Origin of the sequence: Pandoraea norimbergensis, assembly GCF_001465545.3 — a bacterium.
Lineage (GTDB): Bacteria > Pseudomonadota > Gammaproteobacteria > Burkholderiales > Burkholderiaceae > Pandoraea > Pandoraea norimbergensis.
In genome coordinates, this window is sequence record NZ_CP013480.3 from 3,133,136 (window position 1) to 3,159,085 (window position 25,950).

Annotated in this window: 20 protein-coding genes; 3 read left to right on the forward strand and 17 right to left on the reverse strand. The window is 63.7% G+C overall.

Annotation, left to right across the window (positions count from 1 at the left end):
* Positions 1 to 160 precede the first annotated feature (160 nt).
* From AT302_RS13625 to AT302_RS13670, 10 genes are all read right to left on the reverse strand, one after another.
* On the reverse strand, positions 161 to 1,000 hold the full coding sequence (locus tag AT302_RS13625) for an IclR family transcriptional regulator (protein WP_058378880.1): 840 nt from the start codon (positions 998 to 1,000) through the stop codon (positions 161 to 163).
* Positions 1,001 to 1,148: 148 nt separating this feature from the next.
* A complete protein-coding gene (locus AT302_RS13630) occupies positions 1,149 to 2,786 on the reverse strand; it encodes an AMP-binding protein (protein ID WP_084656224.1) in 1,638 nt (545 codons plus the stop codon).
* 17 nt (positions 2,787 to 2,803) lie between these two features.
* Entirely contained in the window at positions 2,804 to 4,558 is a 1,755-nt protein-coding gene (locus AT302_RS13635; RefSeq protein WP_058378882.1) for an ABC transporter permease subunit, read from the reverse strand.
* A 97-nt stretch (positions 4,559 to 4,655) separates the two neighbouring features.
* On the reverse strand, positions 4,656 to 5,729 hold the full coding sequence (locus tag AT302_RS13640; protein ID WP_058378883.1) for an ABC transporter ATP-binding protein: 1,074 nt from the start codon (positions 5,727 to 5,729) through the stop codon (positions 4,656 to 4,658).
* Between the two features lie 90 nt (positions 5,730 to 5,819).
* Positions 5,820 to 6,902: an ABC transporter substrate-binding protein gene (locus AT302_RS13645; protein WP_058378884.1), complete on the reverse strand. Its 1,083-nt coding sequence runs from the start codon at positions 6,900 to 6,902 to the stop codon at positions 5,820 to 5,822.
* Positions 6,903 to 7,033: 131 nt separating this feature from the next.
* Positions 7,034 to 7,834 (reverse strand): enoyl-CoA hydratase/isomerase family protein, encoded by an 801-nt coding sequence (locus AT302_RS13650; protein WP_058378885.1) that lies wholly within the window; start codon positions 7,832 to 7,834, stop codon positions 7,034 to 7,036.
* Positions 7,835 to 8,135: 301 nt separating this feature from the next.
* Positions 8,136 to 8,561 (reverse strand): F0F1 ATP synthase subunit epsilon, encoded by a 426-nt coding sequence (locus AT302_RS13655; RefSeq protein ID WP_058380317.1) that lies wholly within the window; start codon positions 8,559 to 8,561, stop codon positions 8,136 to 8,138.
* 105 nt (positions 8,562 to 8,666) lie between these two features.
* Complete coding sequence (locus AT302_RS13660) at positions 8,667 to 9,719, reverse strand: Ldh family oxidoreductase (protein WP_058378886.1); 1,053 nt, start codon at positions 9,717 to 9,719, stop codon at positions 8,667 to 8,669.
* 34 nt (positions 9,720 to 9,753) lie between these two features.
* Positions 9,754 to 11,247, reverse strand: coding sequence for a DASS family sodium-coupled anion symporter (locus AT302_RS13665; protein ID WP_058378887.1), 1,494 nt, complete (start codon positions 11,245 to 11,247; stop codon positions 9,754 to 9,756).
* Positions 11,248 to 11,578: 331 nt separating this feature from the next.
* On the reverse strand, positions 11,579 to 12,097 hold the full coding sequence (locus AT302_RS13670) for a hypothetical protein (RefSeq protein ID WP_058378888.1): 519 nt from the start codon (positions 12,095 to 12,097) through the stop codon (positions 11,579 to 11,581).
* Positions 12,098 to 12,657: 560 nt separating this feature from the next.
* Here AT302_RS13670 and gor point away from each other — a divergent pair.
* Positions 12,658 to 14,022: a glutathione-disulfide reductase gene (gene gor, locus AT302_RS13675; RefSeq protein WP_058378889.1), complete on the forward strand. Its 1,365-nt coding sequence runs from the start codon at positions 12,658 to 12,660 to the stop codon at positions 14,020 to 14,022.
* Positions 14,023 to 14,041: 19 nt separating this feature from the next.
* Here the strand turns inward: gor and AT302_RS13680 are convergent, their stop codons facing one another.
* From AT302_RS13680 to AT302_RS13710, 7 genes are all read right to left on the reverse strand, one after another.
* Entirely contained in the window at positions 14,042 to 15,511 is a 1,470-nt protein-coding gene (locus tag AT302_RS13680; protein WP_237171924.1) for a sodium-dependent transporter, read from the reverse strand.
* Positions 15,512 to 15,792: 281 nt separating this feature from the next.
* Complete coding sequence (locus AT302_RS13685; protein WP_058378891.1) at positions 15,793 to 16,554, reverse strand: phytanoyl-CoA dioxygenase family protein; 762 nt, start codon at positions 16,552 to 16,554, stop codon at positions 15,793 to 15,795.
* Between the two features lie 117 nt (positions 16,555 to 16,671).
* Positions 16,672 to 17,043 (reverse strand): hypothetical protein, encoded by a 372-nt coding sequence (locus AT302_RS13690; protein WP_058378892.1) that lies wholly within the window; start codon positions 17,041 to 17,043, stop codon positions 16,672 to 16,674.
* Positions 17,044 to 17,215: 172 nt separating this feature from the next.
* Positions 17,216 to 17,467: a hypothetical protein gene (locus tag AT302_RS13695; RefSeq protein WP_058378893.1), complete on the reverse strand. Its 252-nt coding sequence runs from the start codon at positions 17,465 to 17,467 to the stop codon at positions 17,216 to 17,218.
* 87 nt (positions 17,468 to 17,554) lie between these two features.
* A complete protein-coding gene (gene fdhD, locus AT302_RS13700; protein WP_084656225.1) occupies positions 17,555 to 18,523 on the reverse strand; it encodes a formate dehydrogenase accessory sulfurtransferase FdhD in 969 nt (322 codons plus the stop codon).
* Between the two features lie 51 nt (positions 18,524 to 18,574).
* On the reverse strand, positions 18,575 to 21,463 hold the full coding sequence (fdhF, locus tag AT302_RS13705) for a formate dehydrogenase subunit alpha (protein WP_157125787.1): 2,889 nt from the start codon (positions 21,461 to 21,463) through the stop codon (positions 18,575 to 18,577).
* 249 nt (positions 21,464 to 21,712) lie between these two features.
* The gene (locus tag AT302_RS13710; protein WP_058378895.1) at positions 21,713 to 22,783 is read right to left on the reverse strand and encodes a substrate-binding domain-containing protein; all 1,071 of its coding nucleotides are present in this window, start codon (positions 22,781 to 22,783) and stop codon (positions 21,713 to 21,715) included.
* A gap of 423 nt (positions 22,784 to 23,206) precedes the next feature.
* Between AT302_RS13710 and AT302_RS13715 the strand changes: the two genes are divergently transcribed.
* Positions 23,207 to 25,519 carry an FdhF/YdeP family oxidoreductase gene (locus tag AT302_RS13715; protein WP_058378896.1) on the forward strand — a complete coding sequence of 771 codons (2,313 nt, stop codon included), beginning with the start codon at positions 23,207 to 23,209 and terminating at the stop codon, positions 25,517 to 25,519.
* The gene (locus AT302_RS13720; protein ID WP_058378897.1) at positions 25,512 to 25,811 is read left to right on the forward strand and encodes a helix-turn-helix domain-containing protein; all 300 of its coding nucleotides are present in this window, start codon (positions 25,512 to 25,514) and stop codon (positions 25,809 to 25,811) included. The genes AT302_RS13715 and AT302_RS13720 overlap by 8 nt, the downstream gene beginning before the upstream one ends.
* The last annotated feature ends 139 nt before the right edge of the window (positions 25,812 to 25,950 follow it).

Sequence of the window (25,950 nt, forward strand, 5' to 3'; positions counted from 1 at the left end):
GGCGGGATTCTAGCACGCCATTTTGAGACTTCAACCGGGCGGGTGGCCGACCGGCTGAAGCGCAAGCCCAGCCGATCTCAGCGCGCCTTACATTGCCTGACAGGACGGCTTGGGGCTTGCTTGGGGTCTTTTACCCGACATCCGGGCGCGTGAACGTGCCTTAGTCCTGTCGCCGACGCGCCGACAACGCCCCGGCTGTCTGAATCACGAGGTCGGCGAAGCGGCGCTCATCGCGCCCGGCATTCCAGCGCACGCGCGGCACGGCAATATTGATGGCGCCGATCGCACGGCCGTCGAGATTGACCACCGCCGCCGAGGTCGAAATATCGCCCATGAAGTACTCGTCTTCGGTATGCGCGTAGCCCTGCTTGCGAATGCGCGCGAGCCGCTCCTTGATCTTGCGCGGCTGCCAGACCGTTGCGGGCGTGAATTCCACCAGATTCGTGCGGGCAAGAATATCGTCGATCTCGTCGTCTTCAAGTGTCGCCAACATGGCGAGACCGGGCGCCGTGCAATAGGCAGGCAGTCGCGAACCGACGATCACGTTCGCGTTGAACACGCTGCGGCTCACGATCCGCAGCACAAACACGATATCGGTGTCGAGACGCACGGTGAGGTTGGTCGCCTCCTCCGTCTCGGCGGCCAGTTGCTGAAGATACGGCGCGGCCCGGCTCACCAGTTCGTTGGAGACCAGATAGTGATAGGTGAAGTCGAGCAGCTTGGGCGAGAGCTCGTACTTCTTGCTCTGCGGGTCTTTGAGCAGATAGCCCAGCGCCGAGAGCGTGAAGGTGAAGCGCTGCGCCGCGCTGATGTCGAAACCGGTGGCCGCGGCGATCTCGGACAGCGAGAGATGACGCTTCGAACCATCGAAGGCCGTCAGCACCTTCATCGCCTTCTCGACGGACTGCACGTACAACGTCGATTCGCTCGAAGCCGCCGCCGGTGTGTCGTCGGCGGCCGCCGTTTTCGCGCGGGTACGGGGAGTTTTATTAGTGGCCACAATCGTGATGGAATAAGGCAGTCAGGCCCGAATTATCTCATAAAAATAAGAGTCTATTTTATATCGATAACTCTAAAATCCCCTTCCGAACGCACTATCGACGCAATACGAATGCAATACGAACGCGCAAACACCCCCGCTTGCCCACTTATTTCACCGCAGCGTGATCCCATGCCGGTGCCGTGTCGCGCGACAGCAGATGCTTGCGAATGCGTTCCGAAGGTGTGGTCTCGAAGCGCGCGGTTTCGCGATAGTAGCGCGGGCGTTGATAGCTGGCGAGTTTGTCGCCCGCCCATGCGGCGAGCGTCGTCCAGTCGATCGCCTGACCTTCGCGAAACTGCACGTAGAGCATGACGTCCTGCTCGCCGATCGCGCTCGCAACGCCGATCGCCGCGCACGCCGCCACCGCCGGATGCCGGGCAAACACGCGCTCGATCTCCCACGCCGACACGTTCTCCCCGCGCACACGCATGCTGTCCGTGCGGCGTCCGACGAACACCAGACTGCCGTCCGGGCTGCGGCGCGCGCTGTCGCCCGTGTATAGCTTGCCGTCGCGTAACGCCTTGGCACTGGCGTCGGGGTTATCAAGATAGCCCGGTAGGAACACCCCTTCGACATCGCTCGACAACACGATCTCACCGAGTTCGCCATCGGGCGCCGGACGCCCCTCGTCATCGAGCAATTCCAGCGTGAGCCACGGCAGCGCATGACCGATGGAACCCGGCGTATCGGTGTCGTTGAGCGTGGCGAAGCTGGAGCATTCCGTCATGCCATAGCACTCGCGCAAAGCACACTGCAAACGCTCGCGTGTCGCCTGCCATGCGCTGGCCGCCACCCCCGCCCCCCACGCCACGCGCAGACTGTTGCTCGCCGGTTGTGCCTCTCGCGGCAGTTGCATCAGGATGTCGAGAATGCCGCCAAGATAGTGCAGATGCGTGGCCTGCGCCGCCTCGCACTGCTGCCAGAAACGGCTCGCCGAGAAGCGCTCCACGACATGCATTTCCACGTCGGCCAGAAACGGCAGCAGCAACATCTGCGCGCCACCGATATGGCACAGGGGCTCCCACAGAAACAACCGGTCGCCGTTGCCGGCATCGGCCACCTGCATCGCGGCCTCGCTGGCGATGCGCATCATACGGTGCGTGAAGAGCACGCCCTTCGGCGCCCCTGTCGTGCCCGACGTATAGATGATGCACAGCACCGAGGCTGGGGTGACCGGCGCGGCCCGCAGCGTCGCGCCGTCGAATGCCGCCGCTTGGGCCTGCACATCGCTCAACCAGCACCGGACGACGCTCGGCCCGTGGTGACCGGGTTGCTGGGCGGCGAGCGCCAGCCCGGCATCGAGCACGTCACCGAACGCCGGCTCGGCGATCAGCAACGTGGGCTTGGCATGCCCCAGCAGATATTCAAGACCGTCGCCCTTGAGACGCGTATTGACCGGCACCCAGACGAGCCCCGAAAGCATCAGCGCGTAGATCAACGCGACCTGTGTGGCGCTATTGCCGAGCATGACGGCAACGCGGTCACCGGTCACGAGACCTTGCGCAGCAAACCACGCCTGCATGGCCGCCACGCGTTGCGCCATCTGTGCACGGTCGATGGCTTCGCCTTCATAGACGACGACCGGATGCGCCGCCGGTGACGCCCCGCTCCCGCCGGCAAGACCCGCCATCAGCAGCGGCACGACATCCAGTTGATCGCCCTCGGCGCGCTGGGGGAAATATCGGGTGTACGGGTGTGACGGCACATTCATCGGAACCACTCGGGCAGCATTGGACATGGACATACGAAAATCCGCAGAAATCAGTAGCTCTTACGTTTGAACATCGAAGACAACCAGACGCAAAACGCCATCAGGAACACCAGCGAGGTGGCCACGGCAGCGAGCGTCGGCGTGACGGCCAGTTGAATGTCGTCCCACATCTGCTTGGGCAGCGTGGTGTTGATCCCGCCGGACACAAAGATCGCAATCGTCAGATCGTCGAACGAGACGATGAAGGCGAACAGGAACGCCGAGCCAAGGCTCGCAGCCAGCAACGGCAGCAACACCGTGCGAACTCGCGTGAAGGCCGACGCGCCGAGCATCTTGGCGGCATCGTCCAGCCGCCAGTCAAAGCGCTTGAAGCTCGCCGAGAGCGTGACCACCACGTAAGGAATCGCCAGCACGGTGTGACCGATTACGAGCCCCGCGTTCGTGCCCGCCAGTTCCCAGCGCGCAAACAGATACAGCAGGCCGACGGCCACCACGATGCGCGGCACGATCAGCGGCGCGATGAACACGGCGAACAGCGGCTTGCGCCAGCGGCTCGGCAGGCGCACCAGCGCAAGACTCGCGCCGAAGCCGAGCACCAGCGCCAGCGCCGCCGTGGCGAAGCCCACACCCAGCGAGCGCAGCAGCGCCGATTGCCAGACGCTCGACTCCAAAAACGCAACGAACCACTTCAGCGTGAACAACTCCGGCGGGAATGCCACGAACGACTGCTTGGTGAACGCGAGCGGCACCACGAACGCAATCGGCAACACGAGTGCCAGCACGATCACCCACGCATAGGCTTTCAGGCCGATACCACGCCCGGGGCCACCCGAGCGCCCGGCGCTGGGAGTGAGCTTGCCCGCCACACGTCCGACGGCCAGCAGCACCGGCAACAACCGGCCGCCCTGCCCACCGGCGCGCTGCGGCGCCTCGCCGGCCAGCGACGACAGGCCGACCACACGGTCGTACACGTAGAACACGACGATGGAACACAGCAGCAAGACGGTCGACAACGCCCCGGCAAAGCGCAGATCGAACAACTCCAGCACCGACGAGATGACCAGTTGCGCCACCATCGATTCGCGCGGCGAACCGAGCAGCGCCGGTACGATGAAGAAGCCGAGACTCGAAATGAACACCAGCAACCCGGCCGCCGCCGCACCCGGCCCCGACAACGGCAGAAACACCGTGAAGAAGCCCGTCGCGCGGTCCGCACCGAGCGTCTCGGCAGCCTGCACCAGTTGCATGTTGATGCCGCGCATGATCGGCAGCATGGTCATCACAGCGAGCGGCAGCATCGCGTGGACCATGCCGATCAGCACGCCCGTGAGCGACGGTGCCAGCGTGCTGGCGTCGTCGATCAGGCCCAGATGCGTCGCGACGATGGTGAGCAGCCCGGTCTTGGAGAGCAACAACATCCACGCGTAGGTCTTGACGAGATAGCTCGTCCAGAACGGCAGCACGATCCACAACAGCCACCGTTCGCGGGAACGGCTCGACAGACGCGCAAGCAGATACGCCACCGGATAGCCGAGCACCACCGAAAGTGCCGCAGTGAGAAACGCGATCCAAAACGTCGAGCCAAGCACCTTCACATAGACGGCCGAATGCGTCATGCGCGCGAACTGGGCAATCGAGAGCACACCGTCGGCGTCGTACAGACCGCCTTGCAGAATCTCGACGACCGGCACGATGAAGAACACCGCGAGGAACAACAGCGCGGGCAAAGCGGGCAACCAGCCTTGCAAGCGCCGCGGCCAGGCAAAGCGGGGCCCCGCCTGGGGCAGGCGTTGAACAAGCCACATGGCAAAAAACTCCTTAGGCGCAAGCCTGACGGGATATCGAATAGCGCCTTAGCGCAGTGAGAGCGCTCAGCATGATTCGCGCGAAATGCCTGCGCGATCAGCGCGTGAGCAACGTGGCACGGCTGTCGTCCCACGAAAGACCAACCCGCTCGCCCACGCGCGGCGACAACTCACGCGGACAGCGCACCGTGAAGTCGGCCGCTTCGACACCGTCACCCTCTTGCCCCAGCGTCACGATGGCGCGCGTATCGGCGCCGAGGAACACTACTTCGCGAATCGTGCCCGCCAGTGCACCGTCGCCCGGCGGCGTGAGACGTGCCGCTTCCGGGCGCACCAGCAAGCTGGCCTCGCCTGCGGCAGGCAAATCCGGACTCGGCCCGATCGGCACCAGTGTGTTGCCCATGCGCAGCGCCACGCGGCCATCCGGCAGGCGCTCGACCACGCCATCGAGCAGATTCGAATGCCCGAGAAAGTCCGCTGCAAAGCGCGTCGCGGGACGGTCGTACAACTGCGCCGGCGTGCCGATCTGTTCGATACGCGCCTGATTCATCAGGCAAATACGGTCGGACAGCGTGAGCGCTTCGTCCTGATCGTGGGTCACGTAAATGAACGTCGCGCCCAACTCCTGATGCAAGCGGCGAATCTCCAACTGCATGTGCTCGCGCAACTTCTTGTCGAGCGCACCCAGCGGTTCGTCGAGCAGGATGATCGACGGACGGAAGGCAAAGCAGCGGGCAAGCGCAATGCGTTGCTGCTGCCCGCCCGAGAGTTCCGAGGGCAGCCGCTGCGCGAAGGCCTGCATCTTGACCATGGCCAGCGCGGCGTCCACCGCCGGGCCCAGCTCGGCCTTTGGCAGCTTGCGCATGCGCAAGCCGTAGGCCACGTTCTCCCACACGCTCATGTGCGGAAACAGCGCGTAGCTCTGGAAGACCATGCCGATGCCGCGTTTGCCGGGGGCGTCACGGGTGGCGTCGCGTCCGTCGATCAGCAACTGCCCCGACGTCGGCTCGACCAGCCCCGAAATCATCTGCAACAGCGTGGTCTTGCCGGAGCCGGACGGCCCGAGCAGCGTGAGAAATTCTCCTGCCGCGACCCGCAGGTCGGTGGGCAGCAGCGCGGGCGTCTCGCGATACGTCTTGGCAAGACCGACAGTTTCCAGTTTGGTACTCATGTTCGACTCTCATCCTGCAAGGTGCAGCTAACGGCAGACAACAACGGCGAATGGCCCGCGCCCGACAACGTCCGGCTTCCGACTGATGACTTACGACAGCAACCACGCGTTGAAGCGCTCGGTCGCCTTGGTACGGTTTTCCGCCCACCATTGCGGGCTTGGCAGACGCATGCCCTTGAGGTTGTCCGGTGCAGTCGGCAACAGCGGCGCGCGATCTTTCGGAATGGCGTCGAAGGCCTTGAGGTTGGTCGGCCCGTAAGCGAGGTCCTGCGTAATCAACGCCTGACGCTGCGCGTCGCCACAGAAGCGCACGAACTGGCGTGCAAATTCGGCGCGCGGCGTGCCCTTCGGAATGCCCCACCCTTCGATGGAATACAGCCCCTGATTCCAGACGATCTTCACCGGCGCCTTGTTGTCGATGGCGGCCTGTGCGCGGCCATTCCACGTCGACATCATGTCCACGTCGCCGCTCTGAATCGCCTGCATGGCTTGTGCACCCGACGTCCACCACAGATTGATGTGCGGTTTGATGCGGTCGAGCGACTTGAACGCCCGGTCGAGGTCGAGCGGATACAGCTTGTCGATGGGCACGCCGTCGGCCATGAGCGCCTGTTCGATCGTGTCGAGCGGGCTGCGGCGCAGCGAGCGGCGCCCCGGGAAACGCTTCACGTCCCAGAAATCGGCCCACGTTTGCGGGGTTTCCTTGGTGAACTTGTCGGTGCGGTAGGCCAGCACGGTCGAGTACACATCCACGCCCAGCCAATCGGGCGTGACCGCCTCGGGCATGATGCCGGGGAAGTCGGCCACCTTCATGCCGATGGGCTCAAGAAAGCCCTTCGATTCCAGATACGGAATGTCGGCAGAGAGCGTCAGCGTGGTCACGTCCCACACGAAGTTCTTCGTCTGCACCATCGCCGCGAACTGCGCCACCGGCTGCGAATCGCGCGCGACGCTCACCACCTTGATGCCGGTAGCCTTCTCGAACGGGTCGTAGAACGCGCGGCGGTACGCCGTGGTGTACGGACCGCCCGGGTCGGAGACGATCAACTGGCGCGCTTGGGCCTGCGCACCGCGCGAAGCGACGAGCGGCAAGGCGCTGGCGAGGGCAACGGTCCCGGCGGCTTGCAGCAGGCGGCGGCGCGAGGGGTTTTGCGGGTCGTGCGAGAAAGACATGAGTAACTCCGCTAACGTAGGGGCAGGCGCAGCGCGCATGCCGTGTGTGTGGCGTGTGCTGCCCCGCTTCGCGCGCGACGACCGAGTACGGTTCGTGTGGCGCGGCGGGGCTTGTGATGACAACCGTCCGCTCAGACCTTGGCGGCTTGTGCCTTGGCGGCACGCTTTTCGAAGAACGCGGCCATCATGCGTGCCGGCTCACCCGACTCGTACGACTCGCGCTGAATGCGCATGCCCGCTTCGATGGCGTCCTGGAAGGTGCCTTCGGTCATCTCACGGAAACGCTGCTTGTCGAGACGCATGGCCACCGGCGGCTTTTCGGCCAGTTCGGTCGCGATTTCCAGCGCCTTCTCGAACACCTTGTCTTCCGGCACCAGGTGATGAATCAGCCCCAGTCGATGGCTCTCGTCGGCGTCCATCAGGCGGCCGGTGAGCGTGAGCTCGATAGTGCGCGACAGGCCGAGCATGTGATTCATGATCCACGGGCCGGTCGTGCTGGCGATGCCCGCATTGATTTCCGGCTGGCCCATACGCACGCCCGGGTGACCGACGCGAATGTCGCCAAGCAGCGACACCTGAAACGCCGAGCCGGCGGCCGTGCCGTTCAAGGCCATGACCAACGGCTTTTTCAGGCTGCGGATCACGTCGTAGTAATGCTCCCAGCCCTTGATCCACTCGATGGCCGTGTCGCCGTCGAAGTGCTTCGCTTCGCCCAGATCCTGACCGGCCGAGAACGCACGCCCTGCCCCCGTCATGATCACGGCCGCCACGTTGTCGTCGGCATTGAAACGCTCGAGCGCCGCGATGATCAACTCACGCATGGCGATGGTCCAGGCGTTGAGCGCCTGCGGACGATTCAACGTAATCACGGCGACCTTGCCGACCTGCGTGAAAAGAACTTCCTGCTCCGGCTGCTTTGCTGTCTCGCTCATTTGAACTCCAAGGGCACGAACGTGTGCATTGAGATGGCGGTCATGCGAACATCGCATTTCTCGCTAAACAGTTATCTCACTGCAATAACTGTTATCTGAAAGCAATATAGTTATTTCAAAAAGATGGCGCAACCGGAATCGCCTCGGGGTTTACCTCAGGCGGTTGCACCCAAAAGAAAACCGCCACGGGCAAATGCCGGTGGCGGTTTGTTGGGGTGACGGCTATCGCGATGCGTGCAAGGTGCACGAGGCACGCGATAGCGTCGAGGCGGCTAGCCGATCGGCCTGCCGCCGAGGGGGGTTACTTCGATTGCTTCTGTTTGCGCATGCGTTTGATCGCATCGAGCTGCGCGACGGCTTCTGCCAACTCGGCGCGGGCCTTCGCGTAATCGATGTCACCCGATTGCGTTTCGATGAGCGCACGGGCTTCCTCGCGGGCACGTTCGGCACGTGCCTCATCGAGACTCTCGGCACGCATTGCCGTGTCGGCCAGAATCGTCACGCGATCAGGTTGAATCTCGACGAAACCGCCCGCGATGTAGAGATAGGTGTCTACCCCGTCCTCGGCTTCTATGCGCACGGTGCCGGGGCGCACCGGCGTGAGCAGCGGCGTATGCCCCGGCAGTACGCCCAGCTCGCCCATCTTGCCGGGCACCGCCACAAACCGCGCTTCGCCCGAATAGATCTCACGCTCGGTACTGACGACATCTACCTTGAGTAATGCCATGCGTTTCACTTCTCCCTGCGATGCCGGGCACATCGCCTTTTTCGTTTGTTACGTACTCAACACCGATCACGCCACAACATGCGCGGCCCGGTCACGCATCGGCGCTTATAACGTGCGCGGCGGTACCACGTTCAGTTCGGCGGCCATCTTCATCAACGACGCCCAGATCGGCGGCGTCAGGTCGATGTGATCGTGGTGCTTCTTGCGATTCTCCGCCTCGTACTCGCCCGGATACTGCACCCGATCGAAGCCGGGTTGCGGCGGGCAAGACGTCAGATAGTCGATGAACGCCTCGACCTCATGCGAGCGCCACGTGGCAGCGAAGTCGACCTGCGGGTTGAGCACGATGGCAAACATGTTGTTCGTGGCCACACCCGCACGCGGGTGTTCCGGCTGAATCGTACCGCCGCCCGAGAGCACACCCGCGAGCAACTCCGTCACGATACCGAGCGCATATCCCTTGTGTCCCCCGAACGGCAACAACGCGCCGAACGGTTCGGTGAAGAGCGCATTCGGATCGGTACTCGGGTTGCCGTTGCCGTCAATCAGCGAGCCCGGCGGCGCCTGCTTGCCTTCGGCGGCTAGCACGCGCGCCTTGTTAATGGCGATGGCACTGGTGGCCATATCCACCACGAGCGGCGGGCGGTTGTTCGGCAGCGGCCCGGCGAAGCACAGCGGGTTGGTGGTCAGGCGCGGCTCGCTGCCGCCGAACGGCGCCACCATCGGCTGACGATTCGTCACATTGGTGAACGCCATAAACACCAGGCCTTGCAACGCCACCATCTCGCCGTACTGACCCATGCGGCCCAGATGGTGACTGTTGCGCAGCGTCAGAATGCACACGCCCTTGTCGAACGCGCGGGCAATCGCATGTTCGACCACGAACTTGCCCACGTGCTGCCCGAAGCCGCGATTGCCTTCATACAGCAGCAGGTTGCCGTGGTCGGTCATGACGCTCGGACGGCCGGTCGGATTGACCTGACCGTCTTCGAGCACCTTGCGATAGGTCGGCAGAATCGAGAGCCCGTGGCTCGCATAACCCACACGGTCGGACTCGACCAGATGTTGCGCAACGTCGTACGCGATATCGTCCGGCACACCCTGCGCGAGAAGCAGTTGCTTGCCGAAGTCGATGGCGTCTTTGACTGGAATTCGCATGTTGACTCCTTTTGACCTCTTGCAATGATTCGCTTTACAACCAGCCCAGCCAGCGCCAGTAGGTCGCGGCAAACAGCATGAGCAATGCATAACCGACGATGGTGACGATGATCCCCACCTTGGCGAACTGCTTTGCCGTGAAGGTATCGGTGCCCAGACACACCATGTTTTGCGGCGCGTTGATCGGCAGGATGAAACCGAAGCTCACGGTAAAACCGAGCAGCATCGTCAGACCCAGCCGGTTGAAGTCGCCCGGCAGCGTTTGCAGCACGGCAATCAGAATCGGCAACATGGCCGAGGTCAACGCCGTCGCGCTTGCGAAGCCAAGGTGAATCAAGATCAGGAAGGCGGCGAGCACCGCGAAAACACCCAGCGTCGAGAGCGAGTCGAGACCCGTTGCCGCCACCACATGGTTGCCCAGCCATTGGCCGGCTTGCGTCGTCAGGAGCGCCGTACCGAGACTGATACCGACACCGAACACGATGACCGTGCCCCAAGGAATACGCGACTGAACTTCCTTCCACGTCATCACACCGAAGCGCGGCAGCATCAGCACGACCAGGCCCACGTAGGTGACCGACGTCGTGTCGAAGCGGTGCAACTTGCCTTCCGTCGCCCAGAACAGCAGCAGACCGATCGACACCGCAAGCAGGCGCTTTTGCGGGCTCGTCATCGGGCCCATGTCACGCAGTTGCGCTTCCACCGCTTCTTTGCCACCGGCGATGGCATCGGCTTCGGGCGGCATCAACTTGAGCACGAGCACGACGAGCACCACCGACATGATGATGGCCCACGGTGCCCCCGCGACCAGCCATTCGGCCCACGTGATGCGGTCGCCGAGCATCTTGTCCATGAAGCCCACGGTGAGCAGGTTCTGCGCCGCGGCCGTCTGGATACCGACGTTCCAGATACTGGTGGCCTGCGCCACGATGATCATGATGCCGGCGGCGATATTCGAGCGCTTGTCCACACCGAAGGCGGCGATCACGCCCATCATGATCGGCACCACACAGGCGCTACGCGCGGTGGCGCTCGGCACGACGAGCGAGAGCAGGATGGTCACGGCGATGGCACCGATCATCACGCGGCGCGTACTCGTACCGATTTTGGAAAGCGTGACGAGGGCGATGCGGCGATCGAGCCCGGTGAGCGTCATCGCGGCAGCGATGAACAACGCCCCGGCCACAAGCGCCAGCGCCGAGTTGGAGAAGCCCGCGAGCGCCATGCTGATGGCGCGCGACGTGCCGTATTCAACGCTCGGATCTTGAATCGTAGGCGCGGTGCCGACGAGGAAGGCCATCAGCGACGTGATGATGATGGCGCTGGCTTCGTAGGAGACGGCTTCGGTAATCCACACCACCACGGCAAACGCGAGAATCGCGAGCATGCGGTGGCCGGCGACCGGCAGGTCATCGGGCATGGGGATCAGGAGCACGGCAATCAGGACGACGATACCGGCGATCAGTCCTATGGGAACCGCTTTCTTCTGCTGGGGAGGGCTTTGCACAGAAACTTCAGGCGTGCTCATAAGGGGGCTCCAGAACGGAATGGCATGCCGGCAGTCGGCATGTCTTGAGAAACTGCCACGCGTGAACTGCGGGTTAATCCTAACCGCATTGATCTTGGCGAGGCAAGCGCGAGACAAAGGGAAAAGCAAAGAGAAAAGCAAAGGCCGATGCGCTCGAAACACATGAGTGGCGCGGACCTTGCGAAGCAGGACCTTGGCTGACATCGGGGGGCCGAGGGTAACGTAGGCATCGGGCACCGGATAGCCCGGTCAATGCTTCGGTGAATTCGGCAAGCGCGAGCGCTGGTGCGGGCAAGCGCACTGTCTCGACCTGCCGAACGTGTCGGGAGGATTAGAAATGCAGTCCGAAGTACTCGGGCGAGGCGACGAACATTTGCTGCGGGTTCTGTGCCGGCCCCGATAACGCGCGATGCCAGACGGTCTGATACAGCCCCGTCAGCCCGGCGCGCGGCCCGGTAATGACCGTGTCGACGTGTTGCGTCACCCCGGCGTTGGCAAGGTTGCCGCCCAGCGTCTTCCCACCCACGATGATCGGCTCGGCAGCCCACGCGCCCGCAGCCCCGAACACGTCGTTCCATGGCGGCGGTACGGCATCGACCAGTGCGGGAGGCGGTGCGCCCGGCGGTGAGTGCGTCGGTGCACGAGCCGAACTGCGGGCCACACGCTTCGATCGTGTGGCCCGCGTCGGCCGGGTACCGGCGTTCGCGCTGGCTGTGTTGCCCGCAGATACGACCGAATGGTTCGTCGTATCGGAGGGGGTGGCGGCATGTGCCGATGCCGACATCCCCACGAACAACATCAATGCCAGCGCCGCAGCGGCGCCCAAGGGGCGAGAGAGCGACTTCGTCATGACTTCCTCTTGTGCCGGCGGTCAGGTCCGCCTGTCTTGCAAGACATGACGCAACTTCCGGGCCATCGAGGACAACATATTGATTCTTATGCACTTCTAATTCCACCAGTCGCGTGATGCCGGCGCGTTTCGTCAGAAGTGTTTCATTTCAGAAACGTCCGGCAGCCGCGATTGCTTCATCGTTGAAACATTGAGCACCGCCTTGTGAGCAGGCGCCCTGCTTCAACCGTGAAGCATTCATCGACTTTCGACGCTTTCGATTGTCGTCCTGCGTTTCGTCTGGCGCATTGATGCAAATCAACATAAGTGCACGACCGTGCGAAAACCCGAATTGACGGATGACGCGTCATATGGCCGTTTCCAGTGGTCGCTGATCGTGGTATCGGACGACTCCGAAAGTGCGGCCCGGCTGCCGACGCGGGTATCGGGTCTCTGGCACAATCGCTCATCGCCAGACGCAATGGACACCGACGCAGCCGCCATCGGCTGGGTTTGCCGCCGTGTTTGCGAACGCGCCCGCAGGTATGCCCATGACGTCGCATGACAACAAGGAGTCAGCAATGCCCCAGTTCGATGTGGATTTGTTCGTGATCGGTGCCGGTTCCGGCGGTGTGCGTGCAGCACGCGTCGCGGCGCAATACGGTGCGCGCGTGAAGGTGGCCGAAGAGTTTCGCGTGGGCGGGACGTGCGTGATTCGCGGCTGCGTGCCGAAGAAGCTGCTCGTCTACGCGAGCCGCTTTGCGGACGAGTTCGAAGATGCTGCCGGCTTTGGCTGGAACGTCGGCACGCCCACATTCGACTGGACGACGCTCATTGCCCGCAAGGACAGCGAGATCGCACGGCTCGAGAACATCTATCGCACCAATCTGGAACGTGCGGGGGCCGAACTGATCGAGGCGCGCGCCGTGGTCGAAGGCCCGAACACCGTGGTGCTGCCCGCGACCGGCGAGCGCATCACGGCAAAACACATCCTGATCGCCACGGGCGGACGGCCTGCCGAACAACCGCATTTTGTCGGACGCGAGCATGCCATTTCGTCCAACGAGGTGTTCCATCTGGACAAGTTGCCCGAGCGCATCACGGTGATCGGCGGCGGGTATATCGCGGTGGAATTTGCAGGCGTATTCGCCGGACTCGGCTCGAAGGTCACGCTCATCCATCGCGGCCCTCACCTGTTGCGCGGTTTCGACGAGGACGTGCGGACGTCGCTTGAAGCAGCCTACCGCGAGCGTGGCATCGACGTCGTGCTCGACCGCACGGTGGAACGCGTGGACAAGACGCAAGACGGCTTGCGCATATCGCTGTCGGACGGCAGCACGCACGAGGCCGATGTGCTGCTCAGCGCGGCCGGGCGTGTGCCGTACACGCAGGGGCTTGGACTGGCGGCAAGTGGCGTGGCGCTCAACGACAAGGGCGCGGTGATTGTCGACGAGTTTTCACGCACCAACGTGCCGTCGATCTTCGCGGTCGGCGATGTCACCGATCGCGTCAATCTCACGCCGATGGCCATTCGTGAAGGTCAGGCCTTTGCCGATACGGTGTTCGGCGAGCGTACGACGCGCGTCGATCACAAGCTCATCCCGACGGCCGTGTTCAGCACGCCGGAAATCGGCGTGGTCGGACTCATCGAGAGCGAGGCCCGGGCGCAGTATCCGCAACTCAAGGTGTACAAGGCCATCTTCCGCCCGCTGAAAGCCACGCTCTCGGGGCGGCAGGAAAAGATTCTGATGAAGCTGCTGGTGGATGGCTCGACCGACCGGATCGTCGGCGCACACATGGTGGGCGACCACGCCGGCGAGCAAGTGCAGTTGCTCGGCGTTGCACTGTCGATGGGGGCGACGAAGGCAGACTTCGACCGCACCCTCGCCGTGCATCCGACAGCCGCCGAGGAGTGGGTCACGATGCGTACGCCGGTGGCTGGCTGAGTGCTGCGCCTCGCGCCGCCTAGACGCTCTGGTACCAGATACCGAGAATCGCGAGCGGCGTGAGCACCAGCAGAATCAGGCGCCATACCGGCAGGAACCATTGCGCACGCGTGCCTTCGAGCACTGTGCGCGCCTGCGGCCAGACGCGCGCGCCGACCAGAAACGCGACGCACAGGCCACCGGCGGGCATCAGCAGATTGATTGTCACGAAATCCATCAGATCGAAAATCGTTCGGCCGAACAGCAACACGTCGGACCACACGCCGAATGAGAGCGCTGCGGGTGCACCCAGCGAGAACGTAGCCACTAGTACGGCGACCACTGCCGGGCCGCGTCGCCACTGATACTCATCAATCAGAAACGCGGTGACCGGCTCGAACAACGACACGGCGGAAGTCAACGCGGCAAATAGCAGCAGCAGGAAGAAGGCAATCGCCACCAGATGGCCGAACGGCATCTGCGCGAAGATCGCGGGCATCGTGATGAACGTCAGCCCCGGGCCCGCATTGGGCGCAACGCCGAATGCAAACACCGCCGGCAGAATCATCAAGCCCGCCAGAATGCACGCGAGCGTCGCCAGCGTCGCCACCCACACCGCCGAGCCTGCCAGCTTTGCGTCCTTGGGCAGATACGAGCCGTAGACCACGATCATTCCCGCCCCCAGCGACAGGGAGAAAAACGCCAGCCCCAACGCTTCGAGCAATGTCTTGCCGCTGATCATCGAGAAGTCGGGCTTGAGGAACCACGCCACGCCTTCCATCGCACCGGGTAGCGTCAGCGCCCGTGCGATCACGGCGAGCATCAACAGGAACAGCGCCGGCATCAGCCACTTCCCCGCGCGCTCGATGCCCTTCTGCACACCGGCCGCGACGATCAGTGCCGCCAGCCCGAGAAACACAGCCATGTTCGTGAGCGATGCCCATGGGTCGGCAATGAACGCCCCGAATTCGGCTTCCAGCCGCATCGTGTCGGGGGCGAGCACCGAGCCTTTGAGCGCGCGCAGCAGATACGCGACCGTCCAGCCGCCGACCACCACATAGAACGACAGAATGGCAAACGCATTGAATGTGGCAATGCGCCCCACCCACGACCACCGGCGACCACCCAGTTCACGCATCGCTGTGGTGGCGGACTTGCCCGTCAGCCGTCCGATGGTCATCTCAGCGAGCAGCAAGGCGACGCCCAGCGTCAGCACGCACCCGAGATACACCACCAGAAACGCCCCGCCCCCATGCTGCCCCACGACGTACGGAAACTTCCACACCGCACCCAGCCCTACCGCAGAGCCGGCGGCCGCCAGTACAAAGCCCATGCGTGAGCCCCAAGTGCCACGCACGGAGAGGTTCGCATGATGGGCGTTGGTAGCATTGGTAGCGTTGCTGGAAGCGGTGGAATGGTTGGAAGCGGACGACGCGGAAGCCGTACTGGAAGCAACGGAGGCGGTCGCCGTAGATGGCGCCGCCGAGGGCGAGATGGGCAGATGGGACACGTGTCTCCTCCGGGTCTGGACGTGCACGTGCTGCGACATTCGCGTTGCTCGACAGCACGCCACGACAGTTGTCATGGGATGGCGTCAGGCAGGTTACGGGTGCAAAACAGGGTCACCGGTAAGCCCGGCGATACGTCAGTCGCGCGGGCGCGAGCCGACAGGCGACGCCATTAGGATGGTCGAGGAGTCTACGCGGGAAGAGGCTCTGCCCGGTTTAGGAAACAGCCCAAAACAGTGGTCTCGCCCGAGGGTTTGGGCGAGAACGGGTCAGTCGGGAGAGGTCAGTGCCCGAGCGCGACTTCACCCGCAGAGGCAGAGCGCGAGCCCGGCGTCGGCGGATTGCTCTCGCCACGATACGCAAACACCACCGAGAACTTCGTGGTATCGCCCTCGTTGCGCCCGGCGGCGTGGAACAACCCGCTATGAAACAGCACGACGTCGCCCTGAGCCAGTTCGACCTGACGGCCGCGCGAGACGAGTGGCTGATTGTCGGGTTCGTCAGGACGCAGGAAGTCCAGTGCGTCGAGCTGATGTTCGCCGAGTTGCTCTCGGTGCGAGCCCGGAATAAAGCGTAGTGCGCCGTTCGCGAGCGTCTCGGGACCGAGTGCCAGCCACACGGAGATCAGTGAATTCTGCGGGAACGACCAGTAGCGGATATCGCGATGCCAACCCGTCGCCGTACCGAAGTGCGGATGCTTCGTCATCACGCAGTTGTGATGCGCAAGCGTAAGCACCACGTCTTCGCCAAAGATTTGCGCCAGCGATTCGACTAGGTCCGGACGCGTCGCCCAACCCCGCAGCGCGTCGCCACGGTCATAAGCCTTGAGCAAACGCCGCACGGTTTGCCCGCCTTCAGCGTCACGCGATGTCGGTGCACCGGCGTAGCCCACATCCGCCTCGAATTCCAGCGGCAGGGTCGCGGCGGTCAACTGCGCTCGCGCGTCGGCCAGCATCGCCTCGCAATCGGCCTGCGACACATAACGCGGCAGGATCAGATAACCGTCTTCACGGAAAGCGTCGAGTTGCGATGCGGTGAGCGCCATGATGGTCAGCCGGACAGGCAGAAATCGGTGTTTTAGGGGAGAGTTCGGTGGCGTTGCAGGGTCATTCGGAGAGACTGGACGACGCTGGCCGTGAAGCTGCTACGGCGCGTCGCCGACTCAGGCGGCGCGTTTGCGTCGTCGGGGCGGGAGTTCGGCGGCGGGCTTGCGCTCGATCTTCGGTTCAGGCTGCGGCACGTCGGTGCCCGGCAGCGAGGGCTGCGGGTTGCCACCGGCCGGGCGCGGCGTGTCGACCACGCTGCGCAGACGATCGAGTTCGCGCGTGAGCTTCGCCAATTGGTATTCGAGCTGGCAGTTCTTGCGGTACAACGTCCGCATTTTCTGGCTGAGCGCCTGCGTCTGTGTCCAGTACTCCGGATACATGACGAAACGCCCATCCGGGCGCTCGACGACGCCCAACCCGCTCTGCCCCATCACGTCGATGGTTTCCAGCGCGTAGCGTCGAACTTTTTTTACCGTACCTGCCGCCATTTATTTCCTACAGTCCCAGCCTGAGAGAGTCAGGCGCGGCATTTTGCCATGAATTCGCCCCGGCCGGGCGGCAAACCCGCACCGCGACGGCGATTTATTTTCGCCCGGCGGCCCCGCCAGCCGGGGCTCTGCGCACAACACACCGCGATTGGCGTGCAACACCGCCGCATTGTTACGGCTTTGGCGTCTTACCGGTGTCGATCGAGACGGGGTCGCTTGCCGGAAAGGTCTCTTCGAGGCCCTCGTCCAGACGCTTTCCCGTCGACGGCTTGGGCTCAGGCGTACGCCGGGGTTGTGACGTATCGATAGACACGGGGTCGCTCGCCGGGAACGTTTCCTCAAGGGCTTCGTCGAGATCACGTTCGACGGCGTCCTCTTTGTGGGGCTGCTGTGGCTTGGGCTTGCGCGTGGGGGTATCGCTCATCAAGTCCTCCGCTTCGGGGGCCGCACCGGTGCGCGACCGTCACCGTTACTATACCGCGAGCTGCGTAGGCCCAGCGGCCATCAACTGTCACAAACTGTGACTGTCGAGCGTGGCCCCGCCGGTGTACACGACGCACTGCTCGCCTCGCACGAAGCCCACGAGCGTGATACCCGCCGCCGCCGCGGTACGTACGGCAAGCGCCGTGGCCGCCGACACCGCCGCCACCATCGGAATGCCGACTTGGGCCGCCTTTTGCACGATCTCGACGCTCGCGCGGCTGGTCATCAGCACGAAGCCCGCATCGAACGCCTGCCCCTCGCGCGCCAAAGCACCAATCAGCTTGTCGAGGGCGTTGTGACGCCCCACGTCTTCCCGCAGACACAGAATCTCGCCCGTCGCAGAACACCACGCGGCGCCATGCACCGCGCCGGTCACGGCATTGAGTGATTGGTGCTTCGCGAGCCCCGCGTGCGCGGCTGCCAGCGCCGCATGCGATACACGCAGAGTCGCGCCCGCAGCGGGCAACGGACGGAGGACCTGATCGAGGCTCTCGGTGCCGCACAACCCGCAGCCGGTGCGACCGGTCAGATTGCGGCGCCGCTCCTTGAGACCGGCGAACGCTCGAGACGATATCTCGACATGCGCCGTGACGCCCAGCGTCGTCGCCGACACATCCACGCCGTAACACTCGCCGCGCTGGCGGAGGATGCCTTCGGACAGCGCAAACCCGAGCGCGAAGTCTTCGATATCGGCCGGGGTGGCGAGCATCACGACATGCGAGATGCCGTTGAACTCAAGCGCAACGGGGACTTCTTCGGCCAGTTCGTCACTGGCCTGCTGCCAACCGCCGTGCCGGAACCGCCGCACGTCGAAGCTGGCGTGCGTGGCAACGCTTGCCGGGTCGATCGCCACCGGGGCGACGTCGCACACCGGGCCACCGTCGGCGGCGTCGCTCAGCGCGTCACGCACCGGCGTGCCGCCAACCTCCGTCGATGGGACAACTTCAGCCGCTTCGCCACCGGGCGTCGCTCGCCCGGGGCGCAGAGTTTCAGACATCGTCAAACGTTTGCTCCACTTGTGATTACTGCTAATCCCTACTCACTCGGCCTACTTCGCCGAAACGGGTTCCACAGGCTTTCGCGCCGCCTCAAGCAATTCAAGCTGCTCGCGGTTGAACGTCGAATACTTCGCCTGCCATGCCGATGGCTGCACCACCGGCAGCACTTGGACGGCGGTCACCTTGTACTCGGGGCAATTGGTCGCCCAGTCCGAGTTATCGGTTGTGATCACGTTGGCGCCCGACTCCGGGAAGTGGAACGTCGTGTACACCACGCCCGGCTGCATGCGCTCGCTGATGACGGCGCGCAACACCGTCTCGCCCGCGCGGCTGCGAATGCCGACCCAGTCGCTATCCTTGATGCCGCGCTCCTGCGCGTCGTGCGGATGGATCTCCAGCCGGTCTTCATCGTGCCAATGCACATTGGGCGTGCGGCGCGTCTGCGCTCCGACATTGTATTGCGAGAGTATCCGCCCGGTAGTGAGCAGCAACGGATAGCGCGGCGTCACCTTCTCGTCGGTCGGCACGTAACGCGTGATGATGAAGCGCCCCTTGCCGCGCACAAAGGTGTCGATGTGCATGATTGGCGTGCCGTCGGGGGCCTCGTCGTTGCAAGGCCATTGCAGGCTGCCGGCTTCGTCGAGCCGTGCGTAACTCACGCCGTGGAAGGTCGGTGTCAGCCGGGCAATCTCGTCCATGATTTCCGACGGATGCGCGTACGGCATCTCGTAACCGAGCCGCTTGGCCAACGCGATGGTCACTTCCCAGTCGGCCATGCCGGGCAGCGGTGCCATGACGCGCCGCACCCGCGAGATACGACGCTCGGCGTTGGTGAACGTGCCGTCTTTCTCGAGGAACGTGGTGCCCGGCAACAGCACATGGGCGTACTTGGCGGTTTCGTTCAGGAAAATATCCTGCACGACGATGCACTCCATCGCCTCCATCGCCGCAGACACGTGGTGCGTGTTGGGGTCGGACTGCACGATGTCTTCGCCCTGACAGTACAGCCCCTTGAAACTGCCGTGAATCGCCGCATCGAACATATTGGGGATGCGCAGCCCCGGCTCTTCCTGCAAGGTCACGCCCCACGCCGCTTCGAATTCCGCGCGCACGGTTGTGTCGGAGACGTGCCGATACCCGGGCAACTCATGCGGGAACGAACCCATGTCGCACGAGCCCTGCACGTTGTTCTGACCACGCAGCGGGTTCACGCCCACGCCCTCGCGGCCCACGTTGCCGGTTGCCATCGCCAGATTCGCAATGCCCATCACCGTCGTCGAGCCCTGCGAGTGCTCCGTCACGCCCAGCCCGTAATAGATGGCGGCATTGCCACCCGTAGCGTACAGACGCGCCGCGCCACGAATCGCGTCGGCCGGGACGCCGGTTGCGACCGATACCGCTTCGGGCGAATTCTCCGGCAGCGCCACGAACTCGCGCCACTGTGCAAACGCACGGTCTTCGCAGCGCTCGGCAATAAACGCCTCGGCGAGCAGCCCCTCGGTCACGATGACGTGCGCCAGCGCATTGACCATGGCAACGTTGGTGCCGGGGCGCAGCGGCAAGTGGAATGCCGCCTTGATGTGCGGTCCGTCGACGATGTCGATACGGCGCGGGTCGATCACGATCAGCTTCGCCCCCTCACGCACGCGACGCTTCAGCCGTGACGCGAACACCGGGTGCCCGTCGGTCGGATTCGCGCCCATCACGAGGATCACGTCGGCATGCTCGATGGACTTGAAAGTCTGCGTGCCGGCCGATTCGCCCAGCGTCTGCTTCAGTCCATAGCCCGTCGGCGAGTGGCACACGCGCGCGCACGTGTCGACGTTGTTGTTGCCGAATGCGGCGCGTACGAGCTTCTGCACCAAATAAGTCTCTTCGTTGGTGCAGCGTGACGACGTAATGCCACCAATGGCATCGCGACCGTACTTCGCCTGAATCCGCCGGAACTCGGACGCCGCGTAATCGAGTGCTTCGTCCCACGACACCTCACGCCACGGGTCGGTGATCTTGCTGCGAATCATCGGTTTCGTGATCCGCTCCTTGTGGGTCGCATAACCCCATGCGAAACGGCCCTTCACGCAGGCATGGCCTTCGTTGGCGCAGCCATCTTTGTACGGCGTCATCCGCACGATTTCACTGCCCTTCATCTCCGCCTTGAACGCACAGCCCACGCCGCAATAGGCGCAGGTCGTCACCACGGCGTGTTCCGGCTGGCCCATCTCGATGACGCTTTTCTCCTGCAACGTCGCCGTCGGGCACGCGCTCACGCACGCCCCGCACGACACGCATTCCGACTCCATGAACGGCTGGTCCTGCCCGGGTGACACACGGGATTCGAAACCGCGCCCTGAGATCGTCAACGCGAACGTGCCTTGCGTCTCTTCGCAGGCGCGCACGCAGCGATTGCAGACGATGCATTTTGACGAGTCGTAAGTGAAGTACGGGTTGGATTCGTCCTTGGCACTGGCCAGATGGTTATCGCCATCGAAGCCGTAGCGCACTTCGCGCAGGCCGGTGACGCCCGCCATGTCCTGAAGCTCGCAGTCGCCGTTGGCCGCGCAGGTCAGGCAGTCGAGCGGGTGATCGGAGATGTACAGCTCCATCACGTTGCGTCGCAGATCTTGCAACTTCGGCGACTGCGTGCGCACTTTCATGCCCGCTTCGACGGGCGTGGTGCATGACGCCGGAAAGCCGCGCCGCCCTTCGATTTCGACCAGACACAGACGACAGGAACCGAAAGGCTCCAACGAGTCGGTCGCGCATAACTTGGGGATGTTCACGTCGCTCATCGCGGCCGCCCGCATGATCGAGGTGCCGGCCGGCACACTCACACGCTGGCCGTCGATCTCCAGCGTCACACCTTGGCTTGCGATGCCAGATGCGGTGCGGTCCGGGGTGCCGAAATCGGGGCCGTGGCCCGGTTCAACCTGAAGAGGCATGGCGTCTCCTGTGGGGATCGGGCGTCGCCTTATATGTTCGTCAATTCATATGAACTGACGCGGCTTTTCAGACGTCCCGGCTTCGACAGTAGTCCATATTTCCCGTGACAGCAAAATTCGGGAAAACCTCACCGGCATAAATTAGCGGTCGCAGAGCGACCAGACCGTGGTCGAAAGCCGCTGCGAAATATAGGCATGCCGTTGCATATGAACATCGACAGTCTGACGAGCCCTTGCCGCGATGTAAGCTCAGCCCAGCGACGGAAACGCCTCCGACAGCGCCGCCACGCGCCCCGTGTGCGCTTCGGCGTAGCCGGGAATGTCGTGCACGACCTGCTTGTAGGGCGCGCTTTGCAGAATATCGAGCAGCGCCCGGACATAGCGATGATCGGCCGCTTCGTCGGGGAAGATGAGGCAGTAGCGCTCGGTGAGAATCGGCAGAAAATCCAGCCCGAACTGGGTCGCCGCCGCTTCGATGGCGAGCCCGGCGTCGGCGCGGCCGCTGGCGATATAGGCCGCGACGGCGGCATGCGTCAGCTCGATGTTCTCGGTGCCGTGAATCGTTTCTGGATCGAGCCGCGCCTGCTGCAAGAGCAGATCGAAGATCATCCGCGTGCCTGAGCCGCGCTCACGATTGGCGAATCGCGCACCGACACGCGGCAGATCGGCGATGGACTGGATATGCAGCGGATTGCCCCGCGCGACGAGCAACCCCAGTCGACGGGACGCCACGTCGGCCACGCGATAGGCCTTCCCCTTGAGCAACGGCGCGTACTGCGCCAGCACCGGCTCGGCGAGTGCACCCTCAGGCACATGGAAGCTGGCCATCTCGCACTCCTGCTTGGCAAGTGCGGAGACTGCCTCGATGCTGCCGCGATAGCTCACCTCCAGCGGCAACTCGGCTTTCGCCGCGAAGTCGACCAGCGCCGCCACCGCCAGCCCGTGACTGGCAAAGATGCGCAACTGATCGTTGTCTTCTCCGAGCAGATCGTCGAGCTCCGTCTGCAACTCCGAGGCCATCGTCTCAAGCAACGGCCCGAGACGTGCCTGCAATCGCTTCTGCCCCCAGAGCAGCCGGCGGGCGAGCGGCGTCAGAACAGCACCGCGTCCGCGCGCCATCGTGAGCAACGGCGCACCGAGCGCCGTCTCGGCCTCTTTCACATGCCCCCACGCCCCGCGATACGAGAGATTCAGCGCATGACTCGCCGCCTGCAAATTGCCTAGCGTGTCGACGTGCGCCAGCAGCGAAATCAGCTTGTCGAGCGGCACATCGCTGCCGTCGTGACGAAAGCGCAGTTGAGGGGCAATCGAGATCCGCATAGGGCTATCCATATGAGAGGGCATTCATAAACGCTTCGATTCGAAATCCCGCCGGTCTGGCATAACACGTTGAGGCATAAGCCTTCTGCACGCCTGCCACTTCCACCGCCGAGAATTTCTACGAAGCAATTATGCATATTTTTACCTATCTCTCATACGACAAATCGCGTTTTACACAACCATCACCCACCGGACAAGACGGAGACGCTTTCGTCAAGCTATCGCAATACCTTCATATGCTATTAATTGCATAATATGAATCATGAAAATTGCTGATAACATGCGGGCATTCGGCTTGATATCAGGAACTAGCAACATGAATTTCTGATCTCACACTGACAATTCGACGATTATTTATGCATTTATTTGCCTATTTACTGCGTTCGAATTCCCCCCTGAATCACGCGCACAGCGCACTGCAACATGACCACTCCGAAGATCTCCAACTACACGCGCCCCGCCGGCGGCTGGGGCGCCCTCAAGAACGTTGCCATCCAGCTCGTCTCGCAAGGCATCCCGCTCAAGGGCGCACGCACGCTGCTGAGCGCCAACCAGCCCAGCGGTTTCGACTGCCCGGGCTGCGCGTGGCCTGACCGCGAGCATGCGTCGACGTTCGAGTTCTGCGAGAACGGCGCCAAGGCCGTTGCCGCCGAGGCCACCAAACGCCGCGTGACGCCCGCCTTCTTCGCAGAACACACGGTCACCGATCTGCTGTCGCTCGACGACTACACGCTCGAAGGATATGGGCGCCTTACCCACCCGATGCGCTTCGATGCCGCCACCGACCGGTATGTGCCGATCGAATGGGACGCCGCCTTCGCGCTCATCGGCGAACACCTGCGCGCCCTGCCCGATGCCGATCAGGCCGCGTTCTATACGTCGGGCCGCACGAGCAACGAGGCCGCCTTCCTGTATCAGCTCTTCGTGCGCCAGTACGGCACGAACAATTTCCCCGACTGCTCGAACATGTGCCACGAACCCACGAGCGTGGGCCTGCCACCGGTCGTCGGCATCGGCAAGGGCACCGTGACGCTGGAAGACTTCGAGCACGCTGACACGCTGCTGCTGTTTGGGCAGAACCCGGGCACCAACCACCCGCGCATGCTCGGCGAACTGCGTGAAGCGGCCCGCCGTGGGGCAACCATCGTCTCGATCAACCTGCTGCATGAACGCGGTCTGGAGCGTTTTGCCGACCCGCAAAGCGCCGCCGAGATGCTGAGCATGGGCGGCACGGCGATCAGCGGCCACTACATCACCCCCGCGAGCGGCGGCGATTTCGCGTTCGTCAAAGGCGTGATCAAGCATGTGCTGGAACGCGATGCCGAGGCCCGCGCCAACGGCGACGCGCCGTTGCTCGACGACGCTTTCATTGCCGAACACACCCACGGCTTCGATGACTTCGCCGCCGACGTGCGCGCCGAGCGCTGGGACGATCTGGAGCGTGCTGCGGGCGTCTCGCAGGCCCAGATGTGTCAGATTGCCGACGTCTATTTGCGCGGCGAGCGTGTGATCGCCACGTGGGGCATGGGCATCACGCAGCACAAGCAGGCCGTGGCGACCATTCAAATGATCACCAACCTGATGCTCCTGCGCGGCAATATCGGCCGCCCCGGCGCTGGTCTGTGCCCCGTGCGCGGACACAGCAACGTGCAGGGTGACCGCACCGTCGGTATCAACGAGAAGCCCAGCGAGGCGTTTCTCGACCGGCTGGGCCAGGTGTTCGACTTCACCCCGCCGCGCCGCGAAGGGCTTGGCGTCGTGGACACGATCTCCGCAATGCTCGAGGGCCGCATCAAGGTCTTCATCGGGATGGGTGGCAACTTCGCGATGGCCACGCCCGACACGCCGCGCACGTGGGAAGGTCTGCGTCAATGCGACCTGACCGTGCACGTGGCGACGAAGCTCAACCGCAGCCATCTCGTGCACGGGCGCGACGCGCTCATTCTGCCTTGCCTCGGCCGCACCGAAATCGATATGCAGGCCGGTGCCGTGCAAGGCGTGACCGTCGAAGACTCAATGAGCATGGTGCACCTCTCGTACGGCATCAACGCCCCGGCGTCGGAACATCTGCGCTCGGAGCCGGCCATCGTGGCGGGCATCGCGCAGGCCACGATGGGCCGCGCCCTCGCCGGTCACGACGACTGGCACTGGTACATCGAAGACTACGACCGCATTCGCGATGCGATTGCGGCGACATTCGACGACTTCGAAGGCTTCAACCGCCGCGTGCGCCATCCGGGCGGCTTCCGTCTGGACGTACCGCCCGCCGAGCGCCGCTGGCTGACGGCGACGGGCCGCGCCAATTTCACGACGCACCCGCTGCCGCACGAATTGCCCATCGACACGGCCCGCCGTCAGGCGGGCGAGCGCGGCGCCGAAGTGCTGCAACTCGCGACGATTCGCTCGCACGATCAGTACAACACGACGATCTACGGCCTGAACGACCGTTATCGCGGCGTGTTCGGGCAACGTCGCGTCGTGTTTGCGAATGAGGAAGATCTCGACGCGCTGGGCATGCGCGCAGGCGAGCGCATCGATCTGGTCGGCGTGTGGAACGATGGCATTGCACGCCGCGCCGACGACTTCCTGCTCGTGGCCTACGACATTCCGCGCGGCAGCATCGCCGCCTATTACCCGGAAACCAATGGCCTCGTGCCGCTGGACGCGACCGCCGACGGCGCGGGCACCCCGACGTCCAAGTCGATCCCGGTGCTGATGGAGCGCCGCCATGCCTGATGGCGCTGCGGGCAGCCCGCTCCCCGCGCCTCCGGCCACGGACGAACTCTCGCAGGCCGAGCAGGATCTGGCGCGGTTGCTCTTCACGCTGGCACAGGGCCGTCATGAAGGGCGCGATGCGCTGTCGCTCGCACGGCTGGCAAAACGCAGCGCATTGCCGATGAGCGATCTGCTGCGTTATCTCGGCGTGCTGGGCGAGGCGGGCTGGGTCGAAGTGGAAGACAGTGAGCGCGGGCTGCGGCTCGCGCGGCTCACGGACACCGGGCTCGCGCAGTACGACAGCCTCATGTAAGGCGCTGGCAGGACACTGCCAAGGCGGCAATACGCCGGTAAGGTGCCCGCATGGCGCTGGTAAGGCGCTGGTGAGGCGCTGGTAAGGCGCTGGTAAGGCGCTGGTGAGGCGCTGGTAAGGCGCTGGTAAGGCGCTGGTA